General features: G+C 51.1%; 18 protein-coding genes. 6 read left to right on the top strand and 12 right to left on the bottom strand.

Translation table 11 applies throughout. The features are described from left to right. Positions 1-5 precede the first annotated feature (5 nt). The gene (nadA, locus tag ACMAY6_RS03735) at positions 6-1,079 is read right to left on the bottom strand and encodes a quinolinate synthase NadA (RefSeq protein WP_435214555.1); all 1,074 of its coding nucleotides are present in this window, start codon (positions 1,077-1,079) and stop codon (positions 6-8) included. Between the two features lie 105 nt (positions 1,080-1,184). On the opposite strand from nadA, the gene ACMAY6_RS03730 reads away from it, so the two are divergent. The 4 genes from ACMAY6_RS03730 (at position 1,185) to ACMAY6_RS03715 (ending at position 10,238) form a co-directional block, all read left to right on the top strand. Further along, positions 1,185-3,023 carry a two-component system response regulator gene (locus ACMAY6_RS03730; protein ID WP_435214553.1) on the top strand — a complete coding sequence of 613 codons (1,839 nt, stop codon included), beginning with the start codon at positions 1,185-1,187 and terminating at the stop codon, positions 3,021-3,023. Positions 3,024-3,030: 7 nt separating this feature from the next. Next, entirely contained in the window at positions 3,031-4,992 is a 1,962-nt protein-coding gene (locus tag ACMAY6_RS03725; protein WP_435214551.1) for a S8 family peptidase, read from the top strand. Positions 4,993-5,163: 171 nt separating this feature from the next. Continuing rightward, on the top strand, positions 5,164-5,760 hold the full coding sequence (locus tag ACMAY6_RS03720; RefSeq protein WP_435214549.1) for a hypothetical protein: 597 nt from the start codon (positions 5,164-5,166) through the stop codon (positions 5,758-5,760). 140 nt (positions 5,761-5,900) lie between these two features. Then, entirely contained in the window at positions 5,901-10,238 is a 4,338-nt protein-coding gene (locus ACMAY6_RS03715; RefSeq protein ID WP_435214547.1) for an ATP-binding protein, read from the top strand. A 28-nt stretch (positions 10,239-10,266) separates the two neighbouring features. Here the strand turns inward: ACMAY6_RS03715 and ACMAY6_RS03710 are convergent, their stop codons facing one another. Continuing rightward, the gene (locus ACMAY6_RS03710) at positions 10,267-11,019 is read right to left on the bottom strand and encodes an enoyl-CoA hydratase/isomerase family protein (RefSeq protein WP_435214545.1); all 753 of its coding nucleotides are present in this window, start codon (positions 11,017-11,019) and stop codon (positions 10,267-10,269) included. Between the two features lie 133 nt (positions 11,020-11,152). Between ACMAY6_RS03710 and ACMAY6_RS03705 the strand changes: the two genes are divergently transcribed. Both ACMAY6_RS03705 and ACMAY6_RS03700 read left to right on the top strand, forming a co-directional pair. Then, the gene (locus ACMAY6_RS03705) at positions 11,153-12,430 is read left to right on the top strand and encodes a TetR/AcrR family transcriptional regulator (protein WP_435214544.1); all 1,278 of its coding nucleotides are present in this window, start codon (positions 11,153-11,155) and stop codon (positions 12,428-12,430) included. A gap of 21 nt (positions 12,431-12,451) precedes the next feature. Further along, the gene (locus ACMAY6_RS03700; RefSeq protein ID WP_435214543.1) at positions 12,452-13,267 is read left to right on the top strand and encodes an acyl-CoA thioesterase; all 816 of its coding nucleotides are present in this window, start codon (positions 12,452-12,454) and stop codon (positions 13,265-13,267) included. Here ACMAY6_RS03700 and ACMAY6_RS03695 read toward each other — a convergent pair whose 3' ends face one another. From ACMAY6_RS03695 to grpE, 10 genes are all read right to left on the bottom strand, one after another. Next, positions 13,268-13,819 (bottom strand): histidine phosphatase family protein, encoded by a 552-nt coding sequence (locus ACMAY6_RS03695; protein ID WP_435214542.1) that lies wholly within the window; start codon positions 13,817-13,819, stop codon positions 13,268-13,270. Then, positions 13,816-14,523 carry a histidine phosphatase family protein gene (locus ACMAY6_RS03690; RefSeq protein ID WP_435214540.1) on the bottom strand — a complete coding sequence of 236 codons (708 nt, stop codon included), beginning with the start codon at positions 14,521-14,523 and terminating at the stop codon, positions 13,816-13,818. The genes ACMAY6_RS03695 and ACMAY6_RS03690 overlap by 4 nt, the downstream gene beginning before the upstream one ends. After that, the gene (aceK, locus tag ACMAY6_RS03685) at positions 14,523-16,259 is read right to left on the bottom strand and encodes a bifunctional isocitrate dehydrogenase kinase/phosphatase (protein ID WP_435214539.1); all 1,737 of its coding nucleotides are present in this window, start codon (positions 16,257-16,259) and stop codon (positions 14,523-14,525) included. The genes ACMAY6_RS03690 and aceK overlap by 1 nt, the downstream gene beginning before the upstream one ends. A 115-nt stretch (positions 16,260-16,374) precedes the next feature. Beyond that, positions 16,375-17,514 carry an acyl-CoA dehydrogenase family protein gene (locus ACMAY6_RS03680; RefSeq protein ID WP_435214537.1) on the bottom strand — a complete coding sequence of 380 codons (1,140 nt, stop codon included), beginning with the start codon at positions 17,512-17,514 and terminating at the stop codon, positions 16,375-16,377. Between the two features lie 21 nt (positions 17,515-17,535). After that, a complete protein-coding gene (locus ACMAY6_RS03675; protein ID WP_435214535.1) occupies positions 17,536-18,714 on the bottom strand; it encodes an acyl-CoA dehydrogenase family protein in 1,179 nt (392 codons plus the stop codon). A 267-nt stretch (positions 18,715-18,981) separates the two neighbouring features. Then, entirely contained in the window at positions 18,982-19,842 is an 861-nt protein-coding gene (gene trxA / locus ACMAY6_RS03670) for a thioredoxin (RefSeq protein WP_435214533.1), read from the bottom strand. Positions 19,843-19,845: 3 nt separating this feature from the next. Beyond that, a complete protein-coding gene (dapB, locus tag ACMAY6_RS03665; protein WP_435214531.1) occupies positions 19,846-20,661 on the bottom strand; it encodes a 4-hydroxy-tetrahydrodipicolinate reductase in 816 nt (271 codons plus the stop codon). Next, entirely contained in the window at positions 20,658-21,788 is a 1,131-nt protein-coding gene (gene dnaJ / locus ACMAY6_RS03660) for a molecular chaperone DnaJ (RefSeq protein WP_435214530.1), read from the bottom strand. The genes dapB and dnaJ overlap by 4 nt, the downstream gene beginning before the upstream one ends. A 144-nt stretch (positions 21,789-21,932) precedes the next feature. After that, positions 21,933-23,870 (bottom strand): molecular chaperone DnaK, encoded by a 1,938-nt coding sequence (dnaK, locus tag ACMAY6_RS03655; RefSeq protein ID WP_435214528.1) that lies wholly within the window; start codon positions 23,868-23,870, stop codon positions 21,933-21,935. Positions 23,871-23,965: 95 nt separating this feature from the next. Beyond that, positions 23,966-24,529 carry a nucleotide exchange factor GrpE gene (gene grpE, locus ACMAY6_RS03650; protein ID WP_435214526.1) on the bottom strand — a complete coding sequence of 188 codons (564 nt, stop codon included), beginning with the start codon at positions 24,527-24,529 and terminating at the stop codon, positions 23,966-23,968. Positions 24,530-24,760: the final 231 nt, after the last annotated feature.

Raw genomic sequence — 24,760 nt, 5'->3', positions numbered from 1 at the left:
GCTTTTTAAGCGCGGCCAACCACGCCCGTGTTTAGATTCTCCGCAAACGACAGCATACGATCCAAAGGTCGCATAGCCGCCTGTCCCAGCAACGGATCAATCTGAATCTCGTTGCCTGGCCTTTCGAACACCAGTGCAAGGCGCTCAAGGTCGTTCATTGCCATCCAAGGGCAATTTGCGCAACTGCGACACGTGGCTCCATTGCCAGCTGTGGGCGCAATGAGGAAAGTCTTCTCAGGTGCCGCCTGCTGCAGTTTGAAAAATATGCCCTGGTCAGTTGCAACGATAAAAGTGTCTTGCTCCATTGACTGCGCGGCCTTGATAATTTGAGTCGTCGAACCCACATGATCCGCCATTTCAATGACGGATGCCGGAGACTCTGGGTGCACCAAAACTGCGGCCTCCGGGTGCACCTGCTTTAAATCTGCAATGCCACGGGCTTTGAATTCTTCATGAACAATGCAAGCGCCGTCCCACATCAAAATATCTGCGCCGGTAGAGCGGCGGACATAATCTCCCAAATGCCTGTCGGGAGCCCAAATAATTTTCCGGTTTTCAGCGGCAAGGTGCTCAGCAACATCCAAGGCAATGCTTGAGGTCACCACCCAATCAGCCCTCGCCTTCACCGCCGCGGAGGTGTTGGCATAAACAACCACTTCACGGTCTGGGTGGCTGTCACAAAAAGCAGCAAACTCATCGGCTGGGCACCCTAAATCTAGCGAACAAGTCGCTTCCATATCGGGCATTAAGACCCGCTTATGGGGTGTCAGTATCTTCGCGGTTTCCCCCATAAATCGGACACCCGCCACAATAAGTGTTTCTGCCGGGTGATCGCGCCCGAACCGAGCCATTTCGAGGGAGTCGGAAACACACCCTCCTGTGGCCTCAGCAAGAGCCTGGATTTCTGGCGCGGTATAATAGTGAGCAACAATCACCGCGTTTTCACGCTGCAGCAACGCTCGGATAGCCGCCTCTAGATCTGCTTTACGCTCTGGAGATGTCTCCGACCGCTGATTGCGATTCAGATGCTCCTGAACTTGTTCACGGATTTTTATCAACTGCGATTGGGCAATGGTCATTGCTTAATAACTGGGGAAAATTTGATAGTGGAAGGTTAGCACAACTCCAGTTGTTTGCAGTGGCCCGCAGCACTGACAGTGCTACTATTATTCGGTCACCCCGAAATGTCGCTCGAGATTGTGTTAACTGACCCCATAGATAACGAAAAACCGTTGGACGCACCTGCCACGATTCTCGTCTGCGATGACGACCCAACGGTAAGACTGCTCGCGAGAGAGTGCTTGGAATCGGCAGGCATGGCGGTTCTTGAGGCTATTGATGGCCAAGAAGCTCTAGCGTTATTTGCACAACAGCAGCCTGACCTTATTTTTTTAGATGTCGATATGCCTCGCTTAAATGGCTTTGCGGTTTGCAACGCCATCAGACAAACAGAGAAGGGACAAAACGTTCCCATACTCATTGCAACAGGGGCCAACGGCAATCGCTCTATTGATCAGGGCTTTGAGGCTGGTGCAACACAGTACAAGACCAAACCTATCAATTGGGCTCTGCTGTCGCGGGACGTTAAGTACATGCTGAGGGCCGCCGAGGCATTTGCTGCACTCAAAGCACAGCAGGTACAGCTGAGAACACTCGCATACTATGATCCGCTCACCTCTCTGCCCAATCGACGTAGCTTTGTAGACCAACTCACACAAAGCTTAGACGAGGCGGTAGCTCATCAGCGCTCCCTAGGCCTGCTTATGGTTGATCTGGATCATTTTAAGCGGATACACGATCCCTTGGGTGAAGCGCTTAGCGATAGCCTCTTAAGAGTAGTGGCAGCACGTCTAGAAGAGCGTTTGGGGGAACTTGCACCTCGAGGACCCGACTCTCACGAGACAATCGACCGCAGCGATTTAAAGGAAATGACCATTGATCTTATGCGCCCCGGTGGGGATGAGTTCAATATTATTGTGCGCAACATTGAGAACACTCAGGCGCTCACAGCGATTGCCACAGTAATTCTGGAAGCCCTCAATGCTCCGCTGATATTTCGAGACAACCATCTCGTTTTATCGGCGAGCGTTGGCATTGCAATGGCGCCTGAAAATGGCGTGGAGTCAGAGGCCATCATTCGCAGAGCCAACATCGCACTGAGCGCAGCAAAGCTGTCGGGGCGAAATCGCTACCGGTTCTATGACGACTCACTGGCCGATGATGCAGAAAGAAAGCTCCGGCTGGAAGCTGATCTCCGCGACGCGCTCGAAAGCCCTGATCAATTATTTATGGTCTATCAACCTCAGGTTGACACCCAGTCAGGCCGAATCTCTGGCGTAGAAGCTTTGGTGCGATGGAGTCACCCGGAGCTTGGTGCCATTTCGCCGGCGCTGTTTGCACCACTGGCCGAAGGAAGTGGGCTTATCAGTCAGTTGGGCGATTGGATATTTAAACGCGTGGACACTGATATTCAGTCTTTGAAAGAGGCCTTTCCGTCGCACCTCACTATAAGCATCAATTTGTCGCCCTTACAATTTACTCAGGCCAACTTTTTAGAGACCCTAAAAGTTCGTCTTAGTGAGCTGCAATTAAATAATGAAATTGAGCTCGAGCTTACTGAGGGCGTTATTATGTCTGACGCCGACGATAGTCTGCTTAAGCTCCATGAGCTGCGAAAAGCCGGCTTCAGGCTGGCTATTGATGATTTTGGAACCGGCTATTCATCGCTGAGTTATTTAAAAGACTTTCCTGTCAACACGCTGAAAATAGATCAAGCCTTCGTTGCAAACCTCGGCAATGACAGTGGTAACAGTATTGTCCGAGCGATACTTGCACTGGCTGAAGCACTGAATCTTGACGTAGTGGCTGAGGGTGTTGAGACTCAGGAACAAGCGCACTTTTTAACCCGTCATCACTGCAACATCCTCCAAGGCTTTCTACTGGCAAAACCTATACCTTTACCAAAGGTGATTGAGATACTGGATGTGGATTTTAGCCACATGTATCGCGTTGAAGAATCATGAAGCAGCAATGAAGATTTCCTGGAGCCTGTTACCCGTTTTTGCACTCATCTTGTCCTCCTCCACATCTGGCCAAGACGAAATGACGGCATTAACTGCTGACCAGTCGATACAAGTCTTACTCCAGGGAAAGAACGCCGAACATTTACGTCAAGCCATAGAAAATTTAGGGGGGCAGGTAACCCACGACCTACCGATCGTTCATGGGGTTGGCGGAGTTATCGGCGCTGATAAGCTTCCTGAATTAGCGACAATAAAAGAGGTCGACAAGTTTACCGAAGACTTTAATCCGCCGAAGCTACCCGACAACAGAGACTGCCTCGTCTCTGGAGATTTACAAGTTAAGTTGACGCCTCAGTCTCTGCAGTGGCGGATTTTCAATTTTGCCAATAACCCGAAACCCCTCAAGTGGATTAATGCCTCTTGGCCCCAAACATTGGGTGATGCAACTCTTTTGGTGAGCACAGAGATGGCAGGGACGCCTGCAAACCAAGGCGTCAAAATTATATCGGGGGCACCGCTACAGCTGAACCACATGCTGCCTTCCGGCTCGTCACTGGTTGCAATGCAATTCTCAAAGCCATCAAAATCACTAACGCAAAATGACTTTGAAATTTCCCTAGGTCTTGATGACTGTGAAACTCAGCTTATTCCGGCCTATGCCGGCAAACAGCAAGACTTTTACTTTTCAAAAGAAGCCGGAGCAACACTATTGGCCGAAGCAGGGCTAACCGGGTTGGGCGTTGGTGTTGCCATCATTGATTCCGGACTTTGGGATATACCGGCACTGACCCACAACGCCTTCGGCGAACGTCGCATTGCTACCCATTATGATGCTATTGGGGATCGCATCGATTTAGAACTGCACGATGCTGGAGGTCATGGATCACATATGGCCAGTATCATTGCCAGCAGTCGACGCGTTGCCAATCGAGAGCCCCTGCAATATCAAGGACTAGCCCCCAACGCAGTGCTCATACCCGTCACTGCGATCTCACCTCGCGGGGATGGCGACTTCATGGATATCATTCGAGGTATTCAGTGGGTAACCGCTAATCAAGCACGATTTAATATTCGAGTACTTAACCTGTCGCTGACCGCTACGCCACGTAGTGAATATTGGGCAGACCCCATGAACCAAGCGGTAATGAAAGCATGGGAAGCGGGCATTGCAGTTGTCGTTGCAGCAGGGAACGACGGTCCAGACTGGAGCACAATAGGCTCGCCCGGCAACAATCCCTACGTTATTACCGTTGGCGCCATCACTGATTCATGGACACCCGGTGACGGGCGCGACGACTATATTCCAAACTTTTCGTCCCGTGGCCCAACATTCGAGGGCCTGATCAAGCCTGACCTTATCGCTCCCGGTGGTCACATCAGTGGTCTGATTCCTCCTGATTCTTCTTTGGCAATTGAAAACCCCAACTACTTTTTATCCTCTGGGGAGTATGTGGCCACAGGCAGTTCTCAAGCCGCTGCGGTTGTCTCGGGACTGATTGCACTGCTGCTCGAAATCAAACCCGAACTCACTAACGATGACGTCAAGTGCTTGCTCGTCACTAGCGCTCAACCCGCCTTGAGCCGAGCCGGAAAGCTTGCCTACAGCCCCTTCATTCAAGGTGCAGGACGAGTAAGCGGCTCCCGCGCCCTGACATTAGGTGAAACCAACTGCGAACAAAAAAACCTGAATATAAGCGCCGCTTTAGCAGGCACAGAGCGCTTGTACGGACCCGCAGAACGGCTTGAAGACGGAACACCCTCCTTACCCAATATGCCTCTGATGGTGGAAAAAAATCCCCCCGCGTTGGGCGTGAGCACCGACCGCCGCTGGGGGGTTGCAGCACATCTTGAGCGGCTCGACCCAACGACTGAATCACCTCAACAACCAGACGTGCCATTCAATTGGGCCGCGGTCTACCGAGACGAACAGCAAAAACTTAAGCGGTTAGGGGTTCCTCCCTCAAAATAAAAGTACCGCAAGCAAACCCTCGCCCATTGCCCTTATTCACTACCCCATTTGGGTTATTCCCACGGTGTTTACACACACCGCAGCTTCGTAATATCTGAGAACCAGTTCACATTTTGCTCTGAGCGAGCGACTGAATAAAAGAAGCGTCAGACCTGTTAGGAGGTTATAGACATGATAGTGATTAAGACCATCGCAAGGTGCACTACAGCACTGATGTTAACAGCTGGCACGGCCTATGCGGACGACGATCTCCGCGGGGCCGTCACTGCAATAAGCAATGTCGCTGCCGGTGTTGCCGCAGACACGCCGCACAATGGATTTCGCTGGGCTGAAACCAGCCACGACGTGGGTCCAGCGGTAAATTTACCGGCAGACAACCGGCGCTCGGGTTTCAGATGGGCGACACACCCCAGCATGGAAAGTTCCGAACATACTGCTGCGGTAAGCGCTGTGGAAGAGGTTAATCAGACCGCCTCTCGTTGGATAATTCGTAACGACGCAGATCAGGCGGCCTCTCGATGGATCATCCGTAACGATGCCGATCAAACTGCTTCTCGGTGGAACATACGCAACGACGCAGGTCAGGCTGCCTCTCGATGGATTATTCGTAACGACGCAGATCAGGCGGCCTCTCGGTGGATTATTCGCAACGACGCAGATCAGTCGGCCTCTCGGTGGATTATCCGTAATGACGCAGATCAATCTGCCTCTCGATGGATCATTCGCAATGACGCAGATCAAAAAGCGTCAAGATGGATAATTCGCTAACAAAATCGTACTTTTCACAAGGGTGCGCAAGCGCAAGCAACGATTCCCAAACTACAAGTTGACCAAAATCCCAAGCCCCTCAGTGCTTGGGATTTTTTTATTCTTTACACCTGCCCCATGCTCAGCTTAGGGTCAGAAAGATGAAAATTCTAACTGCAATATTAGCCTTAGCCATTTTATGGAGTTGCAGCGCTCTTGCTTCATCATCGGAAGGCCCTAATTTGGTATTTTGGCCTTCTGCGGTAACCAGCCAGCTAAGCCAGCGCATCGTCACGGACACCTATCAGGACTCAACCGGTGCTATTTGGCTCTCGACCCAGGAGGGCCTCAATGCCTACGACGGACGGCGTGTTGAAAAGTATCTTTCTTTGTTTGTTGAGGAAAACGGGCTGCCAGCCGGTGGCTTGTTAGGAACAAAAGAGGCCTCTGATGGGACCTTGTGGATAGCCACGACGGCCACACTCACAAGATTTGACCGCACTAAAAAAGAGTTTGTGATACCAGCAGCCTTACAAAAGAAAAAACTAGACATACATGCCTTTGAATTGTCAGAAAACGGGCCGGTATGGCTAGGGATGACCGGCGCAATTGGTGTTTTTAGAGCCGAAACAGATCAATTTTTCTACTTCAATCTACCCGCCAACCAATTCAACCTAAACGCCCAAGTTCTAGATATCATCGTCTCAGACTCGGGTATTTTTGCCTTAATCTCAGGACATGGCATCTATCGTCTAAAGTGGAGTGCGGGCGAGTTAGAGTTCTCTCGATTACCAATTAGTGTCGACATCGCCACCATGGCGGCCTACACGATAAGCCTTCAGAACAACGAAATTTGGCTTGCCACGTTGGATCAGGGCATCTTAATAATTAGTCTAGTAGATGGTGCAATAAGACGAATCAGTGCGGGCAACGATGCTTTAGACCTTCCCTCAAACAGTATCTCTGCAGTCTTTCATGATGACGATGCAACATGGATCGGTACCGGCAAAGGATTGAGTATCACACTCGACGGGGGTCGAACTTTCCGGAATTATTCGGATTTTAATGAGGGGTTATCAGACACTCAGGTCTACAGCATTTATAAAAGTGACGACTCAACTTTTTGGATCGGCTTTATCAATGGGCTTGTTCAGGCTAGGGCAAGTATTGTGACGCCCATCAGCCGAAATAATTCCAATATATTGAGCAACACGGTCAATGGAGTATTCGTATCTAGCGATGGAACTTTGTGGCTGGCGACTGATACCGGGGTGTCATTTCAACAACCAGGAAACCAAAACTTTTTACACATTAACTCATCAACCAATTCGCTAATGGCCGATGATGTAGCAACCACCGTACTTGCAGATGAGGCTGTTGTTTGGATTGGAACCTTTGAGGGAGGCCTTTATCGATATGACAGAGAGACGACATCAATCTCCAGAGTACCATACGACCCCACCAGTGATGATGGACTTCATAGCAATGCCATTACTTCACTAGGAAGAGCTCACAATGGCGACATTATTGTTGGAACTTACGGCGGAGGGCTAAGCGTTGTTAAACCCAATGGCAGTGTAGCAAGAACTTTTAGAAGCATTGAAGGTTCCAATATAAGCGATCGAGTATTCGCGCTACTTAATGACAAAGATAATGGAGTACTAGTCGCTAATGAGAATGGCATAGCAAAGCTCGACAGTGACTTAACCAATTATCAAAACACTTCTTTTGCTTCACTAGCATTGGGTGACGAAAGTAATCTTACGAACCTAGGTACGATTGAAGTTCAGCACGGACCAAACAACTCCTTGTGGGTTGGAACTCTCCGATACGGGCTGATCAAGGCCGATCGCAATAGCAAAGGAGAGATTAACTCAGTCACCAATAAATCGAGAGCTTTGAATTTGCCCAGCAATGCGGTGATGGGTATTCATATGGATGCAACCGGACAATATTGGCTCTCCCACAACGAAGGACTGACAAGATTCAATCCTGAGACGCTAAAAGTCCGCCACTACACAAACAAATTTGGGGCAAATAATGGTGAGTTTCTAGTTGGGTCGTCTTTTAGTACTCCAAGAGGCGTAATTTATTTCGGTGGTTTCAGGGGTGTTGTCGCAGTGGATGCTTCAGCAGCAGATCAAGAAGAAAGACCAGTCAAAGTCGGACTCTCATCAATAAGTGTAATGGGTGACTACAGGGAGTTTCCTAATGATTTATCTAACTACACCCTCACTCTAGGCAGCGATGAAAAAATAGCCGATATCGAGTTTTTTGGATCCGAATACGTAGCACCTGAAGTCATACAGTATCAATATAGAATTCTTGGTTTTATTGACAACTGGATTAATCGAAAAGAAGAACGCACGGTCACACTCACCGACCTAGACGCGGGCGAGTACGTGCTAGAGATTGCAGCAAAAGGCGTTCTAGGGGACTGGAATTATGATGCGCTTAAGATGCCAATCACTGTTTATCCAGCTTGGTGGCAAACAACATACGCTGCATTTGCATTTTATATGACCTTGCTTACTGTTGTGTTCGCGATAATTTGGTCCATGAGGAAGTCTCTAGACCGAGTCAAGGAAAGGGAAAAAGAACTGGCTTTTCAAGTGAGCGAGAGAACCATAGATCTTGAGGAAGCGAAGCAAGCCGCTGAAGCTGCCAATGTTGCCAAATCAGAATTTTTAGCCGTGATGAGCCATGAAATTAGAACGCCTTTGCACGGCATTATAGGAATGAATGAGCTTTTACTAAAAACAGATACAACACCACAGCAAAGTCGCTTCGCTCGAGCAGCACTTAACTCTGGAAAAACCCTACTGCATCTTATTAGCGAGATTTTGGACTTAGCCAAAATTGAAGCCGACCGAATGGATATTGAATCGGTTGAATTTGACCTCATCAGCGTGATTGATGAAGTTTGCTACCTGCAGGGTGAACCGGCTCAAAGAAAGGGGCTAAAACTAGATTTCATTCCCGATACTTCTCTGGCCGGAAGCTACCGAGGCGACCCGCAAAAGATACGCCAAATCATTACAAACCTAGTCGGTAATGCGATCAAGTTTACCGAATCGGGCCGCATTGTTGTTGCTGTAGGGGTTGAGCCCTCCGGGGATATTCGAATGGTGGTTGACGACACCGGAGAGGGCATACCTGATGATGCCCGGGCTCGCGTATTCGAAAAGTTTACTCAGGCTGATACCAGTACCACTAGGCAATATGGCGGGACGGGACTCGGGCTAACTATTTGCCGAAATTTCGCTGAAGTTTTGGGGGGGGCTTTATCGATTGACACCCCGGAGTCGGGCGTAGGCACCCGAGTTCTGGTCACCATCCCTTTAGAGATTGCGGAGGCTAGACCAACGCTGAATCGCGGTACTATCGGCCTACTCACAGACGATGAGGTCCTCAGAGCGAGTACAGCCGCGCATGCTGCTTTGATTGGCTACCGTACCATTGCCATCAACAGTATTGAGGCCATTGATAAGGTCTCCTGTGACGCGCTGATCATCGATCAACTTCTGAACCCCAGCGAACTTGACGATATTGAACTGCACCTGAATTCCGCTAAACGAATTCTTGCCACCTCAATAAAAAGCTTGTCACCACGTCTACATTCCCAACACTGGATTGGCTTGCACAGGCCCATTACCACAAGCAACCTCGAGGAGGCGCTGTCGAGTAAATCGCCGCAAACCGTGGCAGCCGTCCCCGCCTTGCAAATCAATGCCGACGTGCTGGTTGTTGAGGACAATAAAGTTAACCAGATCTTAGTGCAGGAAATTCTGAAATCTATGGGTCTTCAGTCGAGCCTTGCCGAAAATGGACTGGAGGCAGTCACACTTTTTAGGCGCCACCGGTTCGACCTGGTACTCATGGATTGCCAAATGCCAGTGATGGATGGTTTTGAGGCCACCAAGCTGATTCGTGAAATAGAATCTGAGAGAGACTACCCTAGGACACCCATCATAGCGCTCACTGCAGCTGCCCGCGCTGAGGAATACGAGCAGGCATTGAATTCAGGCATGGATGAATTCATGACCAAACCTTTCAACGTTACCCAGCTAGAGAACCGAATTAGTGCAACGCTGACACATAAAGTCAGTAATGAAAACGTTAAGGGCGTCGCATCAGAGCATTCCGCCGCTCAAGGCCCCATTGACGAGAACGTTATAGAATCGATATTGGCCATCAATCCAGGCTCTGCAGGTGTCGCACTGCTCGCAAAGGTCATCGCATCTTTCAATGCGCAATTGCCCATCAGCCTGGCCGATCTTCGCTCGTCGGTAAATACCGACGACACCGAAGTGCTAAGACAACACGCCCACGCCCTGAAGTCTATGTGCGGCAATATCGGTGCTACACAGCTGACCAAAGCTTTGAATGACATTGAGCAAGCCGCAGCCGTTGGGCAAATCACCCTGTCTCGAGAGGATTATGACGACGTTGAAGAACTTGCTAGGAATGCGGTAGCAGCACTTCAACGCTGGACGTGACGCCAGTGCTCACTGCACCGGCAATCGCCTAACAACCTTTAAAAACCGCTGGCCGTCGCTCTTTTTGAGCCAACAGACCTTCTTTTAGGTCGTCTGAGTCGGAGCAAATCGCCGCCAAATCCCGAGCTTCCTGATAATTGATGCGGCCACGCTCTGCCTGACGAATAACTTTTAACATCGCTGCCACAGCGAGTGGCGCGCGCTGTGCGAGCATTTTGGCCGTGAGGTTGCTTTCCTTGATCAAACTGTCACTACTGATCAACCGACTAACAATTCCAAACTCCAGCATTTGCTCGGCAGAAAATTCCTCTGCCGCTACAAGTATACGTTTCGCCACAGACACACCTAATCGACTGACAAAGCGCTCGATACCCTCAATGGGATAACACAAACCAATGGCAGAGGCCGGCACTCGCATTTTTATGTCTTGAGAAGCCAGTCTAAAATCACAGGACATCGCAAGCTCACAGCCACCTCCAAATACATTACCGTTTATGACGCAAAGGGTGGGTATAGATAAATCAGCCAGCTCGTTAGTCACCTGTTGAAACTGATCGCCATCGAGCTCACCGGCACGGATCTGTTGTAAATCGGCGCCTGCGCAAAACGTAGAACCGGATGCAGAGGTGATAACTAGCACTCGTGTCTCGGGCTTTAGCGCGCCCAGTGCCAATTGAATACCGGACAGCTCTTCACGACCCAAGGCGTTGCGACGATCCGGCCGATTAAATCGCAGCGTCGCAATTCCCGCTTCTTGCTCAAATAAAATAGTAGATGTCATAAAAGAAAGAGCTCCCTAAGCGCCTCTTGAGTAGTCTAGAGGGCATTACAGTTCAAATAAAACACTCATACATGGACACGGACAAAAAAAATACTTAAAGTTCAAAAAATCGAATCTTGCGAATGACTTTATTTTGGCAAACGTCACAGACAACGGATCGCCCTTCAATCGCGGTATTCAGCACGAGGCAAAGCACAGTGCGATTTTATCGAGAGCGGCGAAGCTTTTTAATACAAAGGGCGCCCGATCCACCACGCTGAGCGATGTCGCCGATAAACTAGGATTGACCAAGACAAGCCTTTATTACTACGTAAAAACCAAAGAAGACCTCATTTATCAATGCTATGACGCTGCTATGCGCCAAGCACACAGCACCCTTGATCAAATCGAGGCAACGACTGACGACCCTCTGGAACGGGTGCTCCTGTTCATGGAGGAACATATCTCCACCATTCTAAAGGCGCTGTCAGGTCATGGAGACTACTACGCAGCGCCCCTAGAATTTGCGTCTTTAAAAGATGAGCACCGTGAGGCGCTCATTGCTCAATATTTGCGCATGTTCATGCGTATCCGCGCCTACATACGTGACGGCATCGACATGTCGGTCATACGCCCCTGTCACTCCACCGCTACAACACGGGCGCTGATTGGAGCTTTAGACTGGTCATTTTATTGGCTTTATGAAATGCCTCGTGAGGATGCCGTACTGGCGGGAGCCGCGCTCAGGGACATTGTTAAACATGGCTTATTCACGCCTGATGCCCATTACAGGCCCAACGACCACGTGCTTAGTGCTGAAGGTGTTGTTCCCGCCAAAGGCTTTGATCGCGAAGCTCAAAACCGTCTCAAGCAAGAAGCGTTTTTTAAAGCCGGAACACGATTTTTTAACCGAAAGGGTTTCAACGGCACATCCCTTGATGAGATAGCCGAGCATTTGCAGGTCTCCAAGGGTGCGTTTTATTACCATTTTACAAACAAGGAAGCACTGCTCACGCAATGCTACGAGCACTCGCTGGATTTGACCGATGCCATTTACAATGACATTCGAAACAGCACAATGTCTGCGCCGCAAAAGCTAGACACAGCTTGTCGGCAAGTTTTCCATATTCAGAACTCGGACCTTGGCCCGCTGATACGTTACAACACGATTACCGCATTGCCGCCCCCGATTCGGCGACGTGTTCTTGTGCGCACTCAAGCCGCTAGTAATAATCTGGGTGAATTTATCCGGGAAGGCCAGGAAACGGGCAAATTCCGCAGCGTGGATGCTGCCATCATGCAAAATATGCTTGAGGGAGCGGTCAATGCCGCCATGGATATTAGCGATTGGCGACGTGTCGATGACATTGATCAAACCGCTATCGAGTACTTCGATGTGTTCTATTTTGGCTTAGCCAAGCCTGCCAACTAAATATGTGCCCGGGAGGTATCGGTGCCAAACTTTCAAGATGTCATGGACTTGATCAAACCCGAGCAAGTCGGCCGTCACTGGTTTAGAGGGCACAGCCCTACACCCCAACCTCGGATTTTTGGTGGCCAGGTTTTAGCCCAGTGTCTGCTAGCCGCTAACGACACAGTAGACGGCGCCCTCATGGCTCACTCTATGCACGCCTACTTTTTACGCGCTGGGGATTCCACAATACCCATTGAGTTCGATGTTGACCCTATTCGCGATGGTCGCTCCTTCGCCACCCGCCGTGTTGTAGCGCGACAAAGAGGGGAGGCCATTTTTAACACGTCAATCAGCTATCAAATCACCGAGGCCGGTTTTACTCATAGCGAAAAAATGCCCGAAGTGCCCTCCCCTGAAGAGGCGGCTGCATTAAACCTTGGACCCAAACACAAAAGCTTCAGTGACATGTATCAAATTGATCGAGTCCGAATTACCGCCCGCACGGAGCAGCCACAGCAAAAGCAGCAAAATTGGTTCAAAGCCGCAGGTCACCTCAAGGGCGACCCGAGGCTGCATCAAGCTGCCCTCGCCCTGATCTCAGATTGTGCCTTGCTGGGCACCAGTTTTTACCCTCAAGGGATGCAGGACTGGGACATCAACCACATCGCCGCAAGTCTTGACCATGCTATATGGTTTCACGAACCGGTGAATGTCAGTGAGTTTTTGCTGTACGAGTGCGATAGCCCTTGGGCCGGCAACGCCCGGGGATTTAATCGCGGTCAGTTTTGGAGCAAAGACGGTACGCTTCTCGCCTCCACAACCCAAGAAGCCTTGGTGCGCCCGAAGACTCGTTGATTAATTAACCACCGAGGTCATCTGCTGACCCAAGCGCACCACATTGATCGCACCATTGGCTAACTCAACATCGTGAACAGAGCCGTTGTCAGGCCAACACTGCACCGTTTTGCTGACCTGGCGGCTGTGCGCCACAACCGTGTTGATGACCAGAAAATGGGTAAAGATGACGGTGGGCTCTGTGATCCTCTGTAAGGCGCTCACAATGCCCTCACGCCAGCCCCAAAGTGAAGCGTCCTGCATGTCCCAAGTTTGACGCATAAAACCCTGTAGCCACACTTGACGATCCTCTAGGGGTACCGGGGCTTGAATCTCTTGAAACGCATTATTAATTACAACGCCACGATTTAAGCGTGCGGCTAAAGGTGCCGCAGTTTCTTGTGCTCGTGCTTTGGGACTGCTCACTAGACCCACACCTTGCGGCACAACTGACTGCAAATATGTTGCTGCAGCTTCGGCCTCCCGTACCCCTTTATCACTTAACCCAGGGTCACTATGCTCCCCCCAGCTTGCCGAGGCCTCACCGTGGCGCACCAGCCAGATCTGAGTCATCGGTAAGTCACGAGTGATTCTTGCAGCTGAGCGGACAGCAGCTGCAGATGTGCTGCATCATTAAAGTTAGACAATGAAACCCGTTTACTGCTGTAAATCAGTCGAGTGATAGAACAATTCATAACGGGCTCATAAAATTGATAGAACCCACTGTGATGAGCGCCAACAATAAGCCCAACAGCCGTAGCAATCGTGCCACCTGAGGTAAAAACCGCTGTGTTCTTACCTGCTCCCACGGATTTCATGATGTCTTTCAGGGCATTTTGTACGCCGTCCCGGAACACGGGCCACGGTGTAATGCCACAGTCGGGGCAGTCTGGACTGACCCACGCATTGAAAACTGCGTCTATGATTTTCTGATAATCCTTACTGTCACCGAAATCTCGAGCTGCGATTTCAGCAAGCACGGGATCTTTTTCAATCAAACCGGGCAAGAGCGCACTGACCTGTTCTTCATTGTTAATCTCATTGAATCGGCGGTCCGTTTGTAACTCACACGGATCACCTAAACCCGCCAATATCCGAGCACCGGTTTCTTGCTGGCGCGACAAAGTTCCAGCCACTGCAGCGTCTATCTTCAGGCCTATCGTCGACAGAAACTGTCCAGTCACATCAGCCTGACGTTGCCCCAAGGTAGACAGCTGGTCGTAATTAGCTGCGCCAAAAGAAGCCTGTCCGTGGCGAATAAGGTAAATCGAAGCCATCAGGCCGTACTCCTCAGTTCTCTAGGAAAACGCATTACTCGGGGGTAAGGGTAGAAGTCGTCGACATGCCCCTCCCGAATGCGATCTTGTAAACCTGTCCAAAAATCTGCCTCGTAAATTTCACTGTGACGGGCATCGAAAGCCTTCCTCGCACGTTGATTGCCCGAGAAGAAAAGTCGAAATTCCTCAGGGAAAACGTCGTTGGGCCCCACCGAATACCAAGGCCTGCTCGCCATCTCTTCATATTCGTCTCGCGGTGGCGGAATACGACGAAAATTACATTCTAGCAACGGCTGTATCTCGTCATAGTCGTAGAAGACCACCCGACCATGGCGGGTCACACCAAAGTTTTTCAGAAGCATGTCTCCCGGAAAAATATTAGCCGCAGCCAACTCCTTAATCGATTTTCCGTAGTCGTTCATGACTTCATCAACGTCCTCATCGCTAGCGCTCTGCAGGTACAAATTAAGCGGCGTCATGCGCCGCTCAACGTAGCAATGCTTAATAATCAGTGCCGTGCCGCTAATCACCAACTGCGAAGGGCAGGTCTCGTAAAGCTCTGCCATCAACTCCTCTGAAAACCGTGACCGATCAAAAACAAGGTTGCTGAACTCTTGCGTATCGGCCATGCGCCCCGCCCTGTCCCAGCGCTTCACCAGATTATATTTGTCCTTAACAAGCTGGTGCGTCACTTCTTTGGGGGGCGTAAAGCGGTCTTTGATAATCTTAAAAACAAACTCGTAAGAAGGCAGCGTAAATACAGTCATCACCATGCCCTTGATTCCGGGAGCGACAATAAACTGGTCTGTCGTAGCACGCATATGACGGTAAGCCGTACGGTAATAATAAGTCTTGCCGTGACGGTGGTGGCCAATCGCACTGTAGATCTCAGAAATATCTTTTTTGGGCATCAGTTGATGCAAAAATAAAACGTACTGAGAGGGAATCGATGCATCGACCATGAAATAACTTCGAGTGAAGCTAAATAACAAACTCACTCGATCTGAGCCAAACAATATAGTGTCGATATACACAGCGGGGGCCGCCGCATCATTGTTGTGAAGCATTGGAAGTACGAAGGGAATTTGTAAGCCTTCAGCAACAACCCTCCCCACAATGTAAACGGCCTTGTTCCGATAAAAGTGATGCTCCAGGGTGTGCAGCTCAACCGCCGAAGCTACTTTGTCGCCAACCTCGCCAAGCTGGCCTTCAATCGCCTTTACAATAGAAGCGCAGTCACGCTCGGTGTCTTCGTAAGGGATATGTACAGCGTATTCAGACAACAGCGCTGCAACACTGCTGTTTAGATCACCGCTGAAGCGCTTGACGACTCGCCGCACATCGACCGGCGGCATGTCCCCTTGAGGGGAAAACACAAAGGCATACTCATTACGGATTCGGTGATGACCAAACACGGAGTTGTATATGGAGTTATAGAAGGTTTCTGCAATTTCGAAATTGGTCATGCCTCGAACCAACTCGAGGTAGACAGCCCGCGTCTCGGTCCAAAACGTAAAGTCTGAAATGCGATCATCTGCAATGACGTTCACGTACGCCAAAGTTTCTAGCACTTTTTCTTTGTAGAGATCGATTCGCCGGGTCGATATCTCCTGCATGATGCCCCACTCTGCAAGCTCGAAACGCGTGCGAGCTGCGAGCGTAATATTCTCGAATTCAGCAAAATACGCCGTAAAGCCGTTAAGAATTGTTCGCGCTAGGCGCGTCTGTTTATCCACGGTTAGATCCCTGTCTAGGGCGCACAGTGTAGGGTTCCGGACTATCCCTTGCAATTTCAGCAGGACAAAAAAAACCCGCCAAAGAATGGCGGGTTCCGTCAAACAACGCTTAGCTTTAAGCCGCGTAAGCCTTGTCCATGAACTGAGCGCGATGATAAGTGGCATCACCAAAGGTCGTGTTGATCATCATTAGGCGCTTGGCGTAATGACCAATGTCCAGCTCGTCAGTAATACCCATACCGCCGTGCATTTGGGTAGCCTCACCGTAGACTAACTTGGCGTTCTTATCGATCAGCACTTTGAGAGCGTGAATACTGGCGTCGGCACTTGCAGGGTCCTGCTTGTATTCGCACACAACTTTAAACAGCAGCGACTTTGCCTGCTCGTAGGCCATCATGGTGTCCACCATACGATGCTGCAACGACTGGAATGAGCCAATAGCCACGCCAAACTGCTCTCGCGTTTTGGTGTATTCCAACGTCTTCGCATTCAAGGTGCCCATGCAGCCAACGGCCTCAGCCATAAGCGCTATCGTCGCCTCTTGAATCATCGCCTCAACGGTAGCCATAGCAGTGCCGGCCTCCCCAAGCAAAGCATCCGCATTCAAAGCGACATCACTGAACGTTATGTTTGCAACGCGTTGGCCATCCATCATCGGGTAATCAACACGATTCACACCTTCAGCATCGGCAGCAACCACAAACAGCGATAATCCCTCACGGTCCCACTGCTCGCCGGATGTGCGTGCTAAAACAATCAGTTGATTGCAGTTAGCTCCGTTGAAAACAACCACCTTCTCACCGTTGAGTACCCAGCCATCACCAGCGGCTTTCGCCTGAGTCAAACAATCAGCAATTTCGAAACGGCTTTGACGCTCTACGTAGGCAAAGGCACCCGAGGTCGATCCCTCAATAATCGAAGGAATCCAGGCGTTGCGCTGTGCTTCGTTACCCGCGCGAGCAATGAGGCCACCAAACAGCACAACAGTCGGCAAATAAGGCTCGACAACTAAACCCTTACCAATTTCCTCCATGATGACCATGGTATCGACAATATTCCCGCCAAATCCGCCGTCTTCCTCAGCAAATGGGATCGACAACCAACCCAGCTCGGCAAACGTCTGCCATGCTTTATCACTCATACCAGTATCCGAGGCCACAATCGCGCGTCGGGTATCCCAGTCGTAGTCATCCTGCACAAAACGCGCGATAGAATCGCGTACCATTTGTTGCTCTTCTGAAAAATCAAAATTCATAATCTTGTCCCCTCTGGACCGTTATTCCAGGCCCAGTACGTATTTAGCGATAATGTTCTTTTGCACTTCATTAGAACCGCCGTAAATGGTCGCTGCTCGCCCGTACATGTAGTTTCGGAAGGCTTCATGGGTCCAACTGTGGCCTAGGACTTCAGGATCCATACCGTTCGGCAGAACTCCCTGGTAATAAGCGGCAGTTTCCATGCGCAGCTCTTGAGTTGCCTGCTGCAGCTCAGTGCCTTTTATCTTGAGAAGTGACGACTCAGGCCCAGGAAAGCCACCAGCGGCCATCGCTGCAAGGGTACGTAACTCGGTAAATTCAAGGGCCATGAGTTCAATCTCAAGGTCCGCAACCTTGGCTTGGAAACCCGCGTCATCCATTAAGCGCTTACCGCCATTCATCTCGGCAGCAGCAGCTTCCTTAATCAAGCGAAGATTACGCTTAGACTGAGCAACGTCGGCAATACCCGTTCGCTCATGGGCCAACAGCGCCTTGGCAACGGTCCATCCTTTATTTACTTCACCGACAACGTTCTCAACTGGCACACGCACGTCACTGAACTCAACCTCGTTGAGACTGTGCTCGTTATCTATCGAGATGATCGGGTTGATCTTGATACCTGGGGTCTTCATATCAACCAAAATGAACGTGATGCCTTCCTGCTTCTTCCCCTCATTGCTGGTTCGTACCAGCACAAAGATCCAATCGGCATACTGAGCATAACTCGTCCAGATTTTGGCGCCGTTAATCACGTAATGGTCGCCATCCAGCTCGGCCTTTGTCTTCAACGACGCCAAATCTGACCCAGAACCCGGCTCAGAGTAGCCCTGACACCACCAAGTCGTGCTGTCGAGAACTCCAGGGAGAAACTTCTCCTTCTGTTCGGTCGTGCCGAACTGGTAAATCATAGGGCCGACCATGCCAATGCCAAAAGGAATGACACCGGGTATACCGCGCTCAGAGCGCTCGGTCTCGTAAATGTACTTCTGCGTGGGGGTCCATCCAGTACCGCCGTGCTCAACGGGCCAATTAGCCGCAATCCAGCCCTTCTTGTAGAGCCGCTGCTGCCATTCAACGATAGCTTCTTTAAAGTTCTCTCCGCGCAGGCGAGAGACAAGCTCATCGTCAAACTGCTCGTCAAAAAAGCCACGAACCTCGTCCCGGAACGCCAATTCTTCGGGTGAAAACGCAATATCCATACGTGCCTCCAATTATCAGGGGCGATTTGGTGAGCAAACCGCCGTGTTTTGAACCTTGAGTATGTTTTTCTACGCTGTGGAATGTAGGCAAGTTAGGCGGCGATTGCAAGTGCCCTTTACCAGACTTGATATTTGCTAGGCTTTGCGCCCTTTCTGGGCAGGGGAACGGGTGTCTAGCGACAAGGAGGGCCTTACCATGCCACCAGATGACGTGAGGGCCAGAGAAAAGTTGGCTAGGGCTGCGAAGGCCGCTTTACCCAGCACTTTCTAATACAGAATGGAAAAAAGTTTACGCTGGTATTCCGCCGCCAGCGGGTCGCCCTTACCAATTGTTGTCAGCGTATCCAAATAAAGGCGCTTTGCTTCACCGTTGTTCCAGTCACGATCGGATCGCAACACGGTTAGCAGGTGCTCCAACGCTTCTTTGTGGTGGTCGGCAGCGCTTAGCTGTACGGCCAACTGAACCCTCACCCCGTGATCATCACTATTGGCCGCGAGCTCCACTTCTAAAGCTTCTATCTCGGGCGATTTACCCGCCGCCCGCTTTAGCTCAATCTGAGCCATCAGCTGCTCATGAAGGGCGTCCTGATCAACCATTCGGACCTCACTGAGAACGGTCGTGGCGTCATCGAGTCTATTGGCCTCTATCAAGGCCCCGGCATAAGCATGGGTTAACTCTGTCAGCTTATTGGAATCCTCCCAGGCGCCACGCAGTAGCGCCAAGGCACCCGCCGTATCTCCCGCATCCAACAGCGCAGTTGCCTCTGCAATTTTCGCATTCCAAGGCGACGGCAAATGCTTTTCCAACATTTCCCGAACAGCAGACTCAGGCTGGGCTCCGGCAAAACCGTCAATGGGCTGCCCGTCCTTGATCACCATAACGGTGGGCAAGCTTCTAACACCCAACTGGCCTGCCAGCCCTTGCTGCTCATCTGCATTAACTTTAGCCAGCAAAAAAGCGCCGGCGTATTCTGTGGCTAACTTTTCCAAAATAGGCATCAGTTGCTTACAGGGTTCACACCAGTCGGCCCAAAAATCAACGACTACGGGCCTATTGTGCGACTCTTCAATAAGCTGTTCCTGAGCGTTAGTTTCGTCAATGTTGACAACATGAGCGACTGAATTCACGACTTAATTCTCCTTTAAACCCAGAACATCTTGCATGTCGTACATGCCAGGCTTTTGACTAATCAACCAGACCGCAGCGCGAAGGGCACCCCGGGCAAAAGCCATTCTAGAGCTGGCTTTGTGTGTAATTTCGAGGCGCTCACCCTGAGCCGCAAAAGTAACCGTATGGTCACCCACAATATCTCCAGCACGCAGTGTTGAAAAACCAATGGTTTCTCGTGCTCTTTCGCCGGTGTGACCCTCACGGCCATACACCGCTACCTCGGCTAAATTGCGTCCTAGGGTTTCAGCTACAACCTCACCCATGGCTATGGCTGTGCCACTGGGCGCATCCACTTTGTGTCGATGATGGGCCTCGCTTATTTCGATGTCAGCCTCGCCACCTAAAATTGCCGCCGCCTGTGCCAACAGCCGATAGGCAAGATTCACTCCAGTAGAGAAATTTGACGCTTGGCAGAGTGGGATATTTTGCGTGGCTTCGCGGAATCGCTGGGCATCCTGCGTAGAAAATCCGGTGGTGCCAGAGACCAACGGCCGCCCTGTTGAGGCACAGTATTCTGCGTTCACCAAGGCTGCATCGGGAGGCGTGAAGTCAACGACCACATCAACCCCCGCAATCGCCGCATTGGCGTCTCCAGAGAAAAGAACGCCTGAAGGAGGCCCGCCCAAAAACACGCCAGTATCAACACCACACAGCGCGCTGTTGGGTCGCACAATGGCAGCGCCCAAAACCAAGTCCTGATCACCCGCCGCAACAGCCTCGAGCAGCATACGACCCATTCGGCCCGATGCTCCCGCGATTGCCACCTTTGTGGTCACTTAGTCATTCCGTCAAAAAAAGACTTTACGCCCTCAAACCAACTCGATTGACGCGGCGACTGACGATTGCCCCCTTCGTCGAGGGTGGCGCGGAATTCCTGCAATAATTGTTTCTGTTGCGCGCTCAGATTTACCGGTGTTTCGACTACGGCTCTACACATCAGATCACCAATGGGTCCTCCACGCACAGGCAGTACGCCCTTACCTCGCAGGCGAAACATTTTGCCCGTTTGCGTTTCGGAAGGAATTTTTAATTTCACTTTCCCGTCTAGGGTGGGAACCTCGAGCTCTCCACCTAAAGCCGCATCAACAAAATTTATGGGGACCTCGCAATACAAATTGCGCCCATCCCTTTCAAAAAGGTTATGTTGGCGCACGGCAATCTGCACAAACAAGTCACCGTTGGGACCGCCCGCTGGGCCAGCCTCACCTTCTCCGCTCAACCGGATACGGTCACCGGTATCAACCCCGGGAGGCACCTTGACCGATAACGTTTTGGTTTTCTCCAAGAGCCCTTGTCCCCGGCAATCGCGACAAGGGTCTGAGATGGTCTTTCCTGCGCCGCGGCATTTGGGGCAAGTTTGCTGCACCTGGAAAAAGCCCTGCTGCATGCGCACTTGGCCCGCACCACCACAGCTGCCACAGGTAACTGGATTGGTGCCCGGCTTGGCCCCGCTGCCATCGCAAGTGTCACAATGTTGCAGCGTGGGTACTTTGATCTCTCGTGTTGCACCACGAACGGCCTCTTCGAGGCTTACCTCCATGGTATAGCGCAGATCTGAGCCGCGCTGCGGACCCTGACGCCCACCACCTCCACCGCCGCCAAAAATGTCGCCAAAGACATCGCCAAAAATATCGCTGAAGCTTGAACCACCTTGGAAGCCGCCACCGCCAGCACCCTGCTCGAGCCCCGCATGGCCAAATTGATCGTATGCAGCCCGCTTATCGGCGTTCATCAGAACGTCGTAGGCTTCGGTCGCCTCCTTAAATTTTGCGTCGGCATCCTTATCATCGGGGTTCCGATCGGGGTGGAACTTCATGGCGATACGGCGATAAGCCTTTTTGATATCCGGATCTGTTGTAGATCGATCTACCCCGAGCACTTCGTAATAATCACGCTTGGACATTGCTGATTAACCTTAGTTACCTAGAGGGGATGCCGCTCCCCCCAAAAAAAAATACGCGGGCTTGAAAAAACCCGCGTCGAACTTACCATGTTACTCCCTGACATGGGCTGCATGATATGTGCACATATCACGCAGCCAGGGAACCTATGGCTTGTCGTCTTCTTTCACTTCCTCAAACTCGGCGTCAACCACGTCGCCATCATCGGCGGGGCTCTCTGCAGCACCGGCTTCTGCGCCAGCAGCGTCAGACGCACCTTCTGCTTCCTGAGCCGCATACATTTTTTGCGCTACCGGCCCAGTTGCTTCAGTGATTTTCGCCGTAGCGGCTTCAATCGCTTCTTTATCGTCGCCCTTCATGGCCTCCTCGGCCTCGGCAATCGCGGCTTCAATAGCAGCTCGCTCATCTACGGTTGAATGCTCACCAGCCTCTTCAAGAGTTTTTCGTGCCGCGTGTACCATGCCGTCGCAGGTGTTTCGAACAGTGATCATCTCCTCAAACTTCTTGTCGGCTTCGGCGTTAGCCTCGGCGTCCTGCACCATTTGCTCGATTTCATCTTCTGAGAGGCCGCCCGATGCAGTAATACGAATCGACTGCTCTTTGCCCGTGGCCTTATCTTTAGCAGATACATTCAGAATACCGTTTGCATCGAGATCAAAAGTTACCTCAACCTGAGGTACGCCTCGCGGAGCCGGTGGAATATCAGCCAAATCGAATCGACCGAGGGACTTATTTTGAGCCGCCTGCTTGCGCTCACCCTGAACCACATGGATGGTTACCGCGGTCTGGTTGTCTTCAGCCGTTGAGAACACCTGTGATTTCTTTGTTGGAATCGTGGTGTTCTTTTCAATCAATGGCGTTGCCACACTGCCCATGGTTTCAATACCCAAAGTCAGTGGCGTCACGTCAAGCAGAAGAACGTCTTTGACGTCACCGGCCAATACCGCACCCTGAATTGATGCACCCATGGCTACCGCCTCGTCAGGGTTCACATCCTTGCGTGGCTCTTTGCCGAAGAAGTCGGATACTGTCGTCTGCACTAAAGGCATGCGCGTCTGTCCACCGACCAAAATGACGTCCTGAATTTCGGAGGGCGACAGGCCAGCGTCTGCCAAAGCTGTTTTTACCGGATCCAGTGAGCGTGTTACCAGCTCCTCTACCAGAGATTCGAGCTTAGACCGCGACAGCTTGACCACCAAGTGCTTGGGCCCTGTGGCGTCAGCCGTAATGTACGGTAAATTTACTTCCGTCTGCTGGGCGCTGGAGAGCTCGATTTTGGCTTTTTCAGCAGCCTCCTTAAGGCGCTGCAACGCGAGAGGATCACCGTGCAAATCAATGCCATTCTCTCGCTTGAATTCGTCGGCCAAATACTCGATCAACCGGAGGTCAAAATCTTCGCCGCCGAGGAAGGTATCGCCGTTGGTTGCGAGAACCTCAAACTGGTGCTCACCATCGACCTCAGCAATTTCAATGACTGAAATATCGAAGGTACCGCCACCCAGGTCGTAGACCGCAATGGTGCGATCGCCCTGAGACTTATCCATGCCGTAAGCCAACGCTGCCGCAGTCGGCTCATTGATAATGCGCTTGACCTCAAGCCCCGCAATTTTGCCCGCGTCTTTTGTGGCTTGGCGCTGCGAATCATTGAAGTACGCCGGCACTGTAATTACCGCTTCTGAAACCGTTTCACCCAGAAACTCTTCGGCGGTCTTTTTCATTTTGCGCAGGACTTCAGCAGAAACCTGTGGCGGCGCCATGCTATTGCCCTTGGCCTCAACCCAGGCATCGCCATTGTCAGCTTTGACAATGTTGTAAGGCACCATCTTGATGTCCTTCTGTACCACCTTGTCTTCAAAACGTCGGCCGATGAGCCGCTTAACCGCATACAGCGTGTTGGTGGGGTTTGTGACCGCCTGACGTTTGGCCGCCTGCCCTACCAGCACTTCATCATCGTCAGCATAAGCAACAATCGAAGGGGTAGTGCGTCCGCCCTCTGCATTTTCAATAACTCGTGCCTTGCCACCTTCCAACACCGATACGCATGAATTGGTGGTTCCAAGGTCTATTCCAATAATTTTGCCCATGACTCTCTCCTCTTAACGGGGCTTTTGCCCGTTATCCTTGCTTGCTTGTATAGATGGGTCCGATTTAAAAAAATTCAAGACGCTTTGTGTGGGAATTACTCTGCAGCCTTACTCACCATGACCATTGCTGGGCGAACTAATCGCCCGTTTAATTGATATCCCTTCTGCATAACGGCAATCACCGTATTCGGTTCCACCTCGGGATTCTCCACCATGCTCATAGCCTGAGCGTTTTGCGGATCGAAGGGTTCTCCCATCGGGTCTACGGTCTCCACGCCATGTTTTTGCAGGACATCGATCAAGCTCTTTTGCGTCAGCTCAATACCCTCAACAATGGGCTTCATCACCTCATCGCTGCCCGCGGCTTCCAGAGCACGTTCCATGTTATCGACCACCGGCAGCAACTCGCTAACAAAGCGCTCTAGAGCAAATTTCCGAGCCTTTTCAACCTCCTGCTCAGCGCGGCGTTGAACGTTAGCAGCGTCGGCCTGAGCGCGAAGCGCGGCATCTTTTGCCTCGGCAAGATCCGCCTCCAATTGCGCGGTAACCTCTTCGGGGTTCAGCGCTTCCAGCTCTGCATCATCATCTGTCACATCCAACGTGCCACCCACGGCAGTAGGGGATTCGTCATCGGTGTATTCAGTCTTGTCTTCTGCCATTTCCGGTGCCCTCTGGCATGGTTCAATCATAATGTGGTCAGGCTACGCAGAACGCGCTTCCTTGGTTTGAAACCGGAAATGGGGATGGTTGGTACGGATTTCAAGCACCGCCCCCAATTAGTAGGGCTTTCATCGAAATCTAGAGCCATTGGGCATTGCAAACAGGTGAGGACGCCATTGGGCAAAAAAGCATGCCCCAGACACAGGACTGCCCCTATATACATTTGGTGG

This window comes from Luminiphilus sp. nBUS_16 (assembly GCF_051201645.1).
Lineage (GTDB): Bacteria > Pseudomonadota > Gammaproteobacteria > Pseudomonadales > Halieaceae > Luminiphilus.
This window is presented reverse-complemented; position numbering and strand designations above follow the sequence as displayed.

Bases quoted from the DNA above. Each gene is read 5' to 3' on its own strand.
- ACMAY6_RS03725 (WP_435214551.1), top strand. From the start codon at position 3,031: ATGAAGATTTCCTGGAGCCTGTTACCCGTTTTTGCACTCATCTTGTCC.
- ACMAY6_RS03730 (WP_435214553.1), top strand. From the start codon at position 1,185: ATGTCGCTCGAGATTGTGTTAACTGACCCCATAGATAACGAAAAACCG.
- ACMAY6_RS03695 (WP_435214542.1), bottom strand. From the start codon at position 13,819: ATGACTCAGATCTGGCTGGTGCGCCACGGTGAGGCCTCGGCAAGCTGG.
- ACMAY6_RS03675 (WP_435214535.1), bottom strand. From the start codon at position 18,714: ATGGATATTGCGTTTTCACCCGAAGAATTGGCGTTCCGGGACGAGGTT.
- ACMAY6_RS03710 (WP_435214545.1), bottom strand. From the start codon at position 11,019: ATGACATCTACTATTTTATTTGAGCAAGAAGCGGGAATTGCGACGCTG.
- ACMAY6_RS03720 (WP_435214549.1), top strand. From the start codon at position 5,164: ATGATAGTGATTAAGACCATCGCAAGGTGCACTACAGCACTGATGTTA.
- ACMAY6_RS03690 (WP_435214540.1), bottom strand. From the start codon at position 14,523: ATGGCTTCGATTTACCTTATTCGCCACGGACAGGCTTCTTTTGGCGCA.
- ACMAY6_RS03680 (WP_435214537.1), bottom strand. From the start codon at position 17,514: ATGAATTTTGATTTTTCAGAAGAGCAACAAATGGTACGCGATTCTATC.
- grpE (WP_435214526.1), bottom strand. From the start codon at position 24,529: ATGGCAGAAGACAAGACTGAATACACCGATGACGAATCCCCTACTGCC.
- dnaK (WP_435214528.1), bottom strand. From the start codon at position 23,870: ATGGGCAAAATTATTGGAATAGACCTTGGAACCACCAATTCATGCGTA.
- ACMAY6_RS03715 (WP_435214547.1), top strand. From the start codon at position 5,901: ATGAAAATTCTAACTGCAATATTAGCCTTAGCCATTTTATGGAGTTGC.
- dnaJ (WP_435214530.1), bottom strand. From the start codon at position 21,788: ATGTCCAAGCGTGATTATTACGAAGTGCTCGGGGTAGATCGATCTACA.
- nadA (WP_435214555.1), bottom strand. From the start codon at position 1,079: ATGACCATTGCCCAATCGCAGTTGATAAAAATCCGTGAACAAGTTCAG.